This window comes from Paucilactobacillus nenjiangensis (assembly GCF_008632615.1).
GTDB classification, from domain to species: Bacteria; Bacillota; Bacilli; order Lactobacillales; family Lactobacillaceae; genus Paucilactobacillus; species Paucilactobacillus nenjiangensis.
Map to the genome: position 1 here is coordinate 1,695,889 of NZ_CP043939.1, position 12,020 is coordinate 1,707,908.

The window sequence follows — 12,020 nt, forward strand, 5'->3', positions numbered from 1 at the left end:
ATTGGTTACTTCTACGCAAGGAAGCCCAGGGCTTTTTTTAGGATTTCGTTCTCCTCAGACAGCGAAGCCAGTCGCTTTTCCATCGCTTTGATTTCGTCTGGCGATTTACCGGATTGAGTTTTGGCCTGGCCCTGGATCCACTTATGAACTGTTGAATAGCCAATGCCATATTCTCTGGCCAGTTGGGCAGCTGATTCGCCTTGCTTATATAGGTTGATAATGTTTTGTTTGAATTCTTTGTCGTAATGAGTTGGCATGTAAAAATTCCTTCCTTTTGAGAGATGATTTATTCATTATACCCTCTCTTAAAAGTTGTCTCAGGAATCAGCTTACATCCAACCAGTGTTATCCCAATACTGTGAAATACATTATTGATGTAAACAACGGTTATACACATATCACACAGATTAAATTTAAAAAGTCTCTAGCCTACCAAGTTACTATAATAATACCAAATATTTTACATTATTTTTATGATATGTTGCGTTATTAATTTTATATTTCATCTACATACGTTGATTCAATAGCCGGTTGAATTCCAATCACTTTTGATTATTAATATATTACCTGAATCTATTATTTGAATCGAGTAGGAGGCAGTTGATTAGTTCAGCTACCGACCTCTCACACCACCGTACGTACGGTTCCGTATACGGCGGTTCAGTAATTTAAGCATTTTGAATAGACTGGAATACCTTGGAGAGATTCATCAATCCAAGTTGTTCCAGTTTTTCGTTTGTTAACGTATAAAGTAGTGTTTTTCTATGTGCTGTGCGCCAGTAACCCTTGCGGGTATAAGCAGCTAGCCGAGCATCATTCTGATTCAAACCTAGTCGTTTCAGGTTAGTGATCTTCGTTTTGATTTTCTTCCATGATTTCCAGATGTATTGTCGAACTTTAGACCGTAGCCACTGATCTATTCGTTTCAAGAAGTTTGTCATCTTACCAGATGAGTAGTATTGAATCCATCCGCGCATTTTTCGTGTGATTTCCATAAACATTTGTTCAAGTGAAATTCCGCGATTGCGTTTCGTAATTCGTTTGAGTTCCTGTTTGACCCGTATTTGGGATTGTTTTGACGGCCTTGAGAAAGCACCACCCCTACCAACTCCCAGTGAGAATCCCAGAAATTTCAATCTCAATGGTGACCCGACTTTACTTTTGTCACGATTGACGGTTACTTTAAGATCCTTTTCCAGAAATCTACTAATACTCTCAAGTACCCGGTGACCTGCTCGTTTACTCTTAACGTAAATATTGCAGTCATCCGCATATCGGACAAAGTGGAGACCTCGTTCCGTTAATACTTTATCCAGCTCATTGAGATAGATATTCGCCAATAGTGGTGACAGTGGTCCGCCTTGCGGAGTTCCCACGACACTCGCTTCGAAGGTTGAACCAGTCATAACACCACTAGTCAAAAACTTTCGAATTAGCTTAATCAACCAAGGATCATCAATATATTGTTCGATATACTTGATCAGTAAATCATGATTGACTGTATCGAAGTATGCCTTTAAATCAAGATCAACCACGACGTGGTAACCCTCGTTATACAACGATACCACTCGTTTAATTGCATCTTGCGCACTTCGATTAGGTCGAAAACCAAAACTATTATTTGAGAAAACTTGTTCAAAAATCGGAGACATCACTTGTGCGATTGCTTGTTGTATCATTCGGTCAATTACCGTTGGAACGCCTAATTTTCGCACGCCACCATTTGGTTTGGGTATTTCTACCCGTTTAACCGCCTTCGGCCAGTACGTCCCATCATTCAACTGATGAATAAGTTCAGTTTTATGAACTCTCAAATAACCTAACAGATCATCGATGGTCATTCCGTCGATGCCTGCGACACCTTTATTACGCACAACCCGTTGATAGGCCAGATTCAAGTTATCTCGATCCAACACGCGTTGTTCAAACTTAATGCCACTCATCATCGTTGTTTCATTAGAATTCATCCTACGCGCCCCAGTTTGTTCTTGGTCTTCCAGACCTACCATCCACTGGTGGTCAGCTTTGTTTTCTGTTTTCTACGATCGTCGCATAAATTCCACCTCCATAATCAATGTGAGTTATTACTGTTCAGCCCTTCGTGACGAAGTCACTACTATGGCCTCGGCTGACTCCTGATAAACTCAGTATTCCATCACTGAAACAGTTGTCCTGTAGAACTTGATTGCTCTTCTTGTCGGGACTTGTCTATCAGGCCTCCCCGGGTAAGAACGTCAACTTTCATACCATGTCACCATTAGCTTTACCATCGTGATTTTGAGTAGTATCGGACTTCGATTTGTTGGGCAATCTTATCCAATCAGTTCTGGCCTTATAGCTACTTCTTGTTCATTGGTGCGGTATTTTGCTCCTCAGACTTCCTTCAGATTCCACTTCACAGTGGACACCCTTGTCCTTGGCTAGTGGTTCCGACTACTACGGCCCACAGTGGACTTTCACCACCTAGTTGGCGCCCATGCCGGGCGCACCCACAAAAAAAAGTGCAACCCAATCGGGATGCACTTTCATTATCATCGTACAAACAACAAATTTTCCTACACAGAATTTAAAAAATCCTACCATTTTTCCTACACGTCAGCTGATATCCCATGAAATTCTATGAACTTCAATGAAACAAGAAGTCTGATAAATCAACGTTCGTGACACTCAGTGATACTCGATGAATCTAAATATGGAGATGAGGGGAGTCGAACCCCTGTCCTAGCATGTTGCCAATCTGACGTCTACGCTCATATATCAACTATTTAAAATTCGCTAATCAATTCGCCGCTGATCAGGGCCAACATGATTAACTAGTCCGATTAATCTCTTCTTACCACTTCTGACTGGAGCAATAAGCGTAAGCTCACTTAGTTTTTGGACCCAGTATCAAGCCATGAGCAAACCTGGCTGGATCTCCACTCGCTGGTATTAAGCAGCTAAAGCGAAATTGTTTGTATTATTTTTTGCAGTTATAATTTAAACTGAGCGTTTTAACGAAGTCGCAACCTTCGAAGCGCAGTCAAACCTCAACCCATACCAGTCGAATCCATAAACATCCCCGTTTATGCACATTCAATATTACCATATCGCGCACCATTTTGGTACCATTTGAGCTATAACTGCACAAAAAAAGACGCCTCACTGAGACATCTTCAAAAGTTAATTTAAATTTTAGTACCAACCATTTGCTTGCCAGAATGATTGTGCTGCAGTCCATGAACCATAACGGTTTGCAACATATTGGTCAGCAACACGTTCTTGGTTAGCAGCTGAATAGTCACCATTTAAGTATGATGCGCTCAATTGATACTTACCAATAAATTGTCCATTGGTTGCACCATATGAACCGCCAGATTCTTTGTTAGCAATCCAAGCTTTAGCGGCTGCATCACTACCAGAAGTTGAGCTTGTGTAGCTTGAGCTGTCACTTGAAGTAGTTGATTGATCAGCTGCTGGAGTTGTAGCAACTTCTTCGTCAGTTGCGGCACGAACTGTACCATCACTTGTGATAAGTAATTTTTGACCAGTAACGATCAAGTTAACGTCTGAAATGCTGTTGTTTTTTGCAATTGTATCAACTGCATCTGTTGTTTTAGTGTATTGTACTGCAATATCTGAAAGAGTATCTCCAGATTTAACTGTGTAGATTTCATCAGCGTTTGCTGTGGCTGTAGTTGCTACAACACCAAGTGCAACGGCGCCTAAAGTAGCAGCAGAATATTTTAAAACATTTTTACGTGAAGTCATATACCAATAACCATCCTTTTTGTAATGTTTACATTGTCTTTTTTTAACTGTGACTATCATAATGGATGGATATTACTCATGTGTAACGCGCGTATTTCAATTTGCACTATTTTTGAATTGTTTGTAATAAAAGCTATGTTAATTATCACTGATTGACGAATAATCAGTTTCATATCAGCAATTGTTTTATCACTCGATATTCTAACTAACCCGTGTTATAACAAACAAAAAAGGGTAGTAAGGCTGGAAATCTTAACCCTTTTTTAATAAATTAGATTATATATGTTAATTATTACAAAACAAGTCAATACTTAGACAAAACTTAAGCAAAGTCTGCGTATTTTTCGACAAATTCTGCAACTCCGTCAGCATCATTGGTCCCGGTGACGTCTGTCCCTTGTCGTTTTATCTCATCTTTGCCATTTTCCATGACAACGCCAACTTGGGCACTTTTAAGCATCCCTAAATCATTTTCGGCATCCCCGAACACCATCAAGTTTTCAAATGTCCAGCCAAAATGATTTAATAATGCTTCGAGTCCAACAGCTTTATCCATATCATGATCCAAAAATTCCAGAATTTTAGGTTGTGACCTCACAATATGATAAGTTTCAAACATTTCATCAGTGACTCGATCAAATGCGTCATTTAAAATTGCGGGTTGTGTAGCCATGACCGCCTTACTATAATCATCAGCGTCTAACTGATCAAAATCCGTGGGCACAAAATCAATCTTAGCATTCAGCATTTGCTGATAAACCGACCGTTTTAAATCCGTGATTGGATAGACAGCTTCAAAGTCTAAAATATCCAACGGCAATCCATTGGTTTGCGCAAAGTCATGCAGTAATTGCAGCTTTTGTTTTGAAATTCCTTTTTGACTCAAAACTGTCTTTTCAGTATTTTGAATTACCAACGCACCATTGAAAGTGATCGTATAGTCGTCATCGTTGGTTAAGCCAAGTTGTTCAATATACTTCCAAATCGCGTTAATTGGCCGACCAGTACAGAGCACAATCTTAACACCTTGTTGGTGTAAAGCCTTCAATGCCTGTTCGTTGCGTGGACTAATCTGCTTGTCACTCGTTAATAATGTTCCATCTAAATCCAGTGCCACCATTTTAATCATTATTTTCACCTCACCGCTTACTATAACAAAAAACCACGGTGACTTCACCGTGGTTAACTGCATTTATTGATTTTTTGTTGTTCTGCCGCCTCAGCTTCTTCTTTTAATAAAGCATCCTGGGCATCTTGTAAATCTTGAGCTTTTTTAGCGGCTTTTTTGGCGGCCGCCTTAGCAGCTTTTAACTCAGCATCTTTAGCTGCCTTTTTCTTTTTAGCTTCTTCACGAACTACTCGATTATCGAATTCTTCAATGAAGTCTAAAATCTCGCCGGCTTTGTTTTCACCAAAAATATTCACCCAACCACTAAAGCGGGTGGCCACATTTTTACTGATTTCTTCTTCAACCTCTTTACCGCTCTTGGTTAAATGTAATAATAAACGACGACGATCTAATGGATCAGCTTTTTGATACACATATTTATGTTTAAGTAACACTTTAATTTGACGCGAAATAGCACTTCTAGTTACGCCTCGTTGCTGCGCAATATCCATCAACATTATTTTCTTTTGTGTCGAAATATCGTGTAGAATTAGATATTGTTCAAATGAAAGAAAATACTTTGCAGCTGGTTCGGAAATAAAAGTGTCTAACGATTTAAGCGTTGACATATATACGCTAATTGCCTTTATCAACAATTCATCTGAATCCATGGCTATTCCCCTCCCGGTCATAATAATATAGACTATATCTATACGGTATAATATGCGTCATTTTGAACAATATGTCAACTGATTAATATTTAAGGGGGGTTAATATTGAATTTAAAGCCAATACAGCAAGCAGAGCTCAATTTATTCGAGACTTTTATCATGATTTGCAATCAATATTCATTACATTATTTTCTAATTGGAGGCTCACTTTTAGGAGCAATCCGTCACCAAGGATTTATTCCCTGGGATGACGACTTAGACATTGGCATGGCTCGTGAAGACTATAACAAATTTTTAAAACTGGCACCGGTTTTGATCTCACATTCTGCCTATTTTTTGCAAACTCCATTCACCGATAAAAACTATGCCATGAGTTACGCTAAGCTCATCGATTTAGATACTGAGATTCAAGAAAAGAATATTTATAATAATGCCAAGAGTGGAATTTTCATCGATATTTTCCCATTTGATGCCATTCCGGAAAAGAGTAGTGAGCAAACCGCTCAAATGGCCAAAATAAAATTTTACGATAGTTCGATTATCGTCCGGTTAGGTTATCGCTTAACTGACTCGGCACTTAATCGGCTATTTAAACCATTAACCACCCGTCAATACGGTGATGTCCGCGAATTAAAACATAAACGCGACGAGGTTTTTCAACAATACAATCAAGACAATTTACCAGAATACAAAAATTTAGCGTCACAATATAAGTATGACAAAGAGATCATGTCGGTAGAGGAAATGACGAACCTAACCAGTCACCCATTCGCTCATCTGAATGTGATGATTCCCGCCAACTACGATGCGATTTTAAGCCGCTTATATGGCAATTATATGGCACTCCCACCCGAAGGTGATCGCTCGCCAAAGCACTACACCGAAGTCATTATTAACGGTAAAGAAATCCTATAAAAAATGCACCTCAGAAAATTCCTGAGATGCATTTATTTTTTTATCTAACTACGATAACCGAACAAGGCGCATTCTGCGACATATAACTAGCTTGGGTACCAATAAAGATACTATTTTTTTCAGTTGTTTCCGATCCACAAACTAATAAGTCGGGATTAAATTCTGGAATGATATCTTGCACAATCACCTTACCAGGTTTACCTTCGCCAATAAAGCCCTTGACGTCTATTACACCAAACTCTTTTGCCTTCTTGACGTATTCATCCATGGAGGCTTGCATGACGTTTCTGCGGCCTTCTAGGACATCAGGCTGCATACTTTCATACACACTCAAATCCTTCGTTTCCAAAACCGTCACAATTCCCAGAGGAACTTTAGCGGCACGGGCAAAAGTGACTGCATAATTAAAAGCTTTTTGTGACGAACTTGAATCATCTTCATCAACCGCCACTAAGATACTCTTAATCGAAATCTCTTGAACATCAAAATCTATTTCTCGTTTACCCATGTTGTTTCCTCCACTCGTATTTACAATCTAAAACTATTTGCTTAACATTACTGATCTTTCAATATCTCTGTGACAATTAACTTCGCAAATTGCGTGTTACCATCCACGTTGGGATGCACATTGTCATCATAGAACCAGTCTCGATGAGCGATACTAGCGGAATACCAATCAATCACATGCACATTACTATGGGTTTTGGCCAGCTTATTGATTTTATCATTCACTGGTTTTTGCCAAGGTTTCGATGGCACATGCGTGGTAATCCAGTATACTTGACGTTTTGTTCCAATCGTCTTCAGCATTTTATTGGCATCATCATCACTAATTGTACCATTACTTCCAAGGTTCAAAACGACAATATCTTGTAAATGGCCTTCAGCTTTTAATGAGCTAACAATCGCTGGTGCTTGATATGCCTGACGTCCCACTTTTGCTGAGATGTAAATATTAGGAATAATTTCTTGTAAGTTAGATGAACCATCCGCCAGTACAGAATCACCAACTGCAGTCACTTTTAACTTTTTGGTGGCAGCTACCTGATCGTTACTTAAGCCATACTTTCTGGCGATTTCACTGGACCCAACTTTAGTCGTGGCTTGTCCAGCTTTCACTTTGGCATTATGCGCTTTAAGTGCCTTTTCATTTTGTTCGATACGTTTTTGTAAGGCGGTATTAGGTTTTTGAGCTGGTGATTGAACAATCCCAACAATGGCAATGATGACTACAATAATTGCTGGAGCCAATTTGAACCATGGTCGATGGTTTTCTTTCACGTGTGTCAAAGCTTTAATTTTGGCAGGTAACGTCTTCCAGTCAGACTTCGCAATTGGTTGTTCAATAAACCGATATGACAGTTCGCTGATCACTAAAATGATTGCCACTTCAATGATGGCGTTCACCCATGGGTGCGTTCCCATATTTTTAAAATGAGATTCATAAAAAATGAGGACTGGGAATTGATAAACATAAATTCCATAGGAGCGCTTACCAATCCAAGTAAAAATTGGGTTTGTAAACCAACGATTTAAGTGGCTCCCTGGATGAGCGATCACACCCATTAATACCATGGCAAAGATACTAAAAATATACATCCCACCATAATAGGTAAATGCTGCTTCACCTGACAACACAAAGTACATTAATATCACAATTAATAATGAAATCAATCCGACGCCGTCAATGAGACGGCGTGCCTTTGGCTTGAGCTGAGCCCGCAATTGGTCTGCTGGCCAGACAAACGCTAACCAGGCACCTAATAAGAAGGAAAAAGCCCGTGTATCAGTACCATAATAGGCACGGTTGATATTTTGTGGATCATATAGGACTGCCATCAAAATGGCTGACGCCACGCTCATCGCCAAAACAACCATGCTAATTTGATGTTTATCCCTTAGTAATTTAAACAATAAAATTAGTAGCAACGGCCAGATTAAATAGAATTGAACTTCTACCCCCATTGTCCACAAATGTGTAAATGGAGACTCACCGTTGAATCGATCAAAATACGATTGCCCATGACTGACTTCCCACCAGTTGTAAACAAATAGCACGTTAGTCACAAAAATCTCTTTTAACTGGTAGAAAAAGTTCCTCTGAAATAACGTAATATATGTGATTGTGAGTATTAGCATCGATAACAGCGTCGGGTACAATCGCTTCAGTCGACGTAGATAAAAATTACCAACTCCAATTGGTTGATTAGCACTGAGCTTCCCAATCATTTGATTGGTCACCAAATATCCTGCCAATAACAAGAAAATTGGTACCCCTAAATACCCACCTTTAAGTGCGTTAGGCGAAAGATGATAAACTATTACTCCAATTACGGCCAACGAGCGCAATCCATCGAATCCTGTGATATATCGACGCCCGGTTTTCTTACTTGGCCACTTTGGTTGATCCATTACAATCCCCCGTCCCAACATTAAACTCTTTAAATACTACTAACGATTATACTTCACTCGTGTTACATTTGGTAATTTAAAGATAAAATTATATAAAAAAAGAAGATTCCCATCAGGAATCTCCTTAAGTACTGCCCCAGCTGGACTCGAACCAGCGACCTCTTGATTAACAGTCAATTATTCTACCAACTGAACTATGGGGCAATAACCTCAAAACAACATATATAATAGTAACATATTCATGTCATTCTTGTAAAGATATTTCTAACAAGAAATACGATGAATTTTAAGCTTTTAAACTTCCAATTATTGAAAATTTAAAACTGCCCCAGCTGGACTCGAACCAGCGACCTCTTGATTAACAGTCAATTATTCTACCAACTGAACTATGGGGCAATAACCTCAAAACAACAATAACATTTATACCATAAAAATCAGTACCGTGTAAAGGCTTTTTGGCATTTTTTAACCAATATGATTATCTTTTAGAATATTTTGGAAAATTGGTTCAATTTCTTCAGTCCTGGTCCATTCATTCCAGTGATCCATCGACTCACCTAAGTCTTTAAAATTGTCTGCTACATAGGCTTCGTACTTTGCGACGTTTTGTGAATGTGGAATGTTCAATTGTAAAATACGTACCATTTTAATGAAGCCACGTTCTGCAGCCAATTCTGCGCGGCCATTTTGGACCATATTACCAACTTCATAATACTTGGTGCCATCATTGCGGGTAATTTCTTCAATCATATCTAACGTCAAATCTTCCAACCTTTTCACCTCACAAATAACAATTCTAAAGAAAAATCACTTCAATGTCAAAGCACAAAAAAATCACCGTTCGGGAAAACGGTGATCGGCATAAGAGAGAAAGAGAATTGATTAGAAGGCATTTCCATACCTTATGACAAAAGAATACCGCTAAATGAAAGCGCTGTCAACCACTTTTCTCTATTTATTTAATTTTGTTTTTCTCTATTTGCTTAATTTTGAAGCTGCCGCTTCATCTAGAATCAAAGTAACATTAGGATGGCGTTGCAAAATTGAGGCAGGTAAATCTTCAGTAACAGGACCTTCGACCATTTTTTGCACAGCTTCTGCTTTATTTTCGCCAAAGGCTTCTAATAAAATACTCTTTGCATCCATAATAGTGCCAATTCCCATTGAATAGGCAAACTTAGGAACATCGTTCTCATTGTCAAAGAAACGCGCGTTAGCGGCAATCGTTGATTCTGTTAAAGTCACTTTATGTGTGCGTGAATCAAAGGCAGTACCGGGTTCATTAAAGCCAATGTGGCCATTTTGTCCCAATCCTAAAATTTGGAAATCAACTGGATTTTCCGCGATGATTTTTTCGTATCGCACAATTTCAGCGTCAGCATCGTTCATTCCGTTAGGCACATATGATTCTTTGAATGGTTTCTTTGAGAAGAAATGTTGATTCATGGAGTAACGGTAACTTTGTTCATGAGTATCTGGCAACCCAGCGTATTCATCCAAGTTAATTGAAATGCAGTTAGAGAAATCTAAATCACTGGCTGTAATAGCGTCATAAGTTGAAATAGGAGTACTTCCTGTTGCTAACCCGAAGACGGTGCTTCCGTTTTCAAGTTGTTCCTTGAATAATTCGTATCCTGCTTGGCCTGCTGCTTTTGAATCTTTTACAATATTAATTTTCACGATGAGCCTCCTGATTAATGCCCTTATTGGTATATTCCAATATTAACTCATCATTTGAAAAATTGCAAATAAAAACAGCACTGCCGAAGCAATACTGTCAATAATAACTAAATTACATTACTAAACTTAATAAAAGAACGACCACTAATCCAACAATGGAGATAATTGTTTCCAATACCGTCCAAATTGATAGTGTCTGTTTAACCGTTAAATCAAAGTATTCTTTAAACATCCAGAAACCAGCATCATTGACATGTGAGACCGCTAATGATCCAGACCCGATTGCAAGCGCCATTAGCACTGGGTTTGCCCCAGTAGAATGCATCAATGGAACCACTAATCCGGCAGCCGTCATTCCTGAAACCGTTGCTGAACCCAATGAAATACGTAGAATCACTGTAATCAACCATGCTAAGAACAATGGTGACAAGTTCGCGTGGGCCATCAAACTTTGCACGGCATCCCCAACTCCACCATTAATCAAAACTTGTTTGAAGGCAGCACCACCAATAACCATTAATAACATGGCAATTGATTTGATTGCTTCTTCCATGGTTTTACCAACTTGGACCATCGTCCGTCCACGATGAATCCCCATTGACCACACAGCGAAAATCAACGCAATCACCATAGCAATCATTGGATTACCAAGCATTGATACAACTGCATCAAGTCCTTGTGGATGTTTGAGGGTTTTTCCACCATGTAAGGCCAAAGAATAAATCGTTGATAACATCATGAAAACAATCGGGAATAATGAAGTGAAAGCTGAAATCCCAAAACCAGGATTTTCATCAATGTTATTATTCTTTCACTTCCCCAAAAGCAGGCAATGACTTCTTGACAACAAACGCATCTGGCGCAATCTTCTTTGCAAAAATGGTAAACAATGGACCAGCAATAGCCACACAGGGAATTGCTACGACAATCCCAACCATTAATACCATTCCTAAATTAGCACCCAACGCAGATGCAACTGCGGTCGGAGCTGGTTGTGGAGGCAAAAATCCTTGTGTTGCAGACAACGCTGTAGCCATTGAAATCCCTAAATAAAGCAAAGGAACCTCAGCCTCTAACGCGATTGCGAACACAATTGGAATCAACAACACCATTCCAACTTCGAAGAACATTGACATCCCAATGATAAATGAAGCCACTACGACAGCGAGTTGTAGTCGTTTTTTACCGAAGAGATTAATCAACGTTTTCGCGATACGGTATGAACCACCCGCATCAGAAACTAAACGTCCAATCATCGCACCAAATCCGAAGACAATGGCTAATTCACCAAGTGAACTTCCAATACCTTCTTTGATGGTGTCTGCGATTTCCGCAGGATTCATCCCAAGTCCAAGTGCGACTAAAATGGAAGTTACAATCAGGGAAACGAACGTATTCAACTTGACCTTAATAATCAAGAAGAGTAGCAGTAGAATTCCTAATAACAATACTACAAATTGCATTTTATTTTACCTACTCACTTT

At 39.2% G+C, this 12,020-nt stretch carries 9 protein-coding genes, 2 tRNA genes, 1 other RNA gene and 2 pseudogenes; 1 reads left to right on the forward strand and 13 read right to left on the reverse strand.

What is annotated here, in order from left to right; genetic code table 11:
• Window positions 1–11: 11 nt before the first annotated feature.
• From F0161_RS11735 to F0161_RS08785, 6 genes and pseudogenes are all read right to left on the reverse strand, one after another.
• Window positions 12–257 carry a transposase gene (locus F0161_RS11735; protein ID WP_150204336.1) on the reverse strand — a complete coding sequence of 82 codons (246 nt, stop codon included), beginning with the start codon at window positions 255–257 and terminating at the stop codon, window positions 12–14.
• A gap of 411 nt (window positions 258–668) precedes the next feature.
• Window positions 669–2,009, reverse strand: a complete 1,341-nt coding sequence (gene ltrA, locus F0161_RS08765) for a group II intron reverse transcriptase/maturase (protein ID WP_225423104.1) — start codon at window positions 2,007–2,009, stop codon at window positions 669–671.
• A 681-nt stretch (window positions 2,010–2,690) separates the two neighbouring features.
• Window positions 2,691–3,063: a transfer-messenger RNA gene (ssrA, locus tag F0161_RS08770) on the reverse strand.
• Window positions 3,064–3,174: 111 nt separating this feature from the next.
• Complete coding sequence (gene apf / locus F0161_RS08775) at window positions 3,175–3,750, reverse strand: aggregation-promoting factor (RefSeq protein WP_150204337.1); 576 nt, start codon at window positions 3,748–3,750, stop codon at window positions 3,175–3,177.
• 322 nt (window positions 3,751–4,072) lie between these two features.
• Entirely contained in the window at window positions 4,073–4,879 is an 807-nt protein-coding gene (locus tag F0161_RS08780; protein ID WP_150204338.1) for a Cof-type HAD-IIB family hydrolase, read from the reverse strand.
• Window positions 4,880–5,079: 200 nt separating this feature from the next.
• Window positions 5,080–5,529, reverse strand: a pseudogene (locus F0161_RS08785) (MarR family transcriptional regulator); the annotation flags it as partial.
• A gap of 159 nt (window positions 5,530–5,688) precedes the next feature.
• On the opposite strand from F0161_RS08785, the gene F0161_RS08790 reads away from it, so the two are divergent.
• A complete protein-coding gene (locus F0161_RS08790; protein WP_225423105.1) occupies window positions 5,689–6,444 on the forward strand; it encodes a LicD family protein in 756 nt (251 codons plus the stop codon).
• 40 nt (window positions 6,445–6,484) lie between these two features.
• Here F0161_RS08790 and F0161_RS08795 read toward each other — a convergent pair whose 3' ends face one another.
• From F0161_RS08795 to F0161_RS08825, 7 genes and pseudogenes are all read right to left on the reverse strand, one after another.
• Window positions 6,485–6,952, reverse strand: coding sequence for a universal stress protein (locus F0161_RS08795; RefSeq protein WP_137602699.1), 468 nt, complete (start codon window positions 6,950–6,952; stop codon window positions 6,485–6,487).
• A 47-nt stretch (window positions 6,953–6,999) separates the two neighbouring features.
• Window positions 7,000–8,856, reverse strand: a complete 1,857-nt coding sequence (locus F0161_RS08800) for an acyltransferase family protein (RefSeq protein WP_150204341.1) — start codon at window positions 8,854–8,856, stop codon at window positions 7,000–7,002.
• Window positions 8,857–8,987: 131 nt separating this feature from the next.
• Window positions 8,988–9,060: transfer RNA gene (locus F0161_RS08805), tRNA-Asn, on the reverse strand.
• Window positions 9,061–9,179: 119 nt separating this feature from the next.
• A tRNA-Asn gene (locus F0161_RS08810) sits at window positions 9,180–9,252 on the reverse strand.
• Window positions 9,253–9,321: 69 nt separating this feature from the next.
• Window positions 9,322–9,606 carry a hypothetical protein gene (locus F0161_RS08815; RefSeq protein WP_137602705.1) on the reverse strand — a complete coding sequence of 95 codons (285 nt, stop codon included), beginning with the start codon at window positions 9,604–9,606 and terminating at the stop codon, window positions 9,322–9,324.
• 225 nt (window positions 9,607–9,831) lie between these two features.
• Window positions 9,832–10,536: a glucosamine-6-phosphate deaminase gene (locus F0161_RS08820; RefSeq protein ID WP_150204342.1), complete on the reverse strand. Its 705-nt coding sequence runs from the start codon at window positions 10,534–10,536 to the stop codon at window positions 9,832–9,834.
• A 112-nt stretch (window positions 10,537–10,648) separates the two neighbouring features.
• A pseudogene (locus F0161_RS08825) lies at window positions 10,649–11,999 on the reverse strand (gluconate:H+ symporter).
• Window positions 12,000–12,020: the final 21 nt, after the last annotated feature.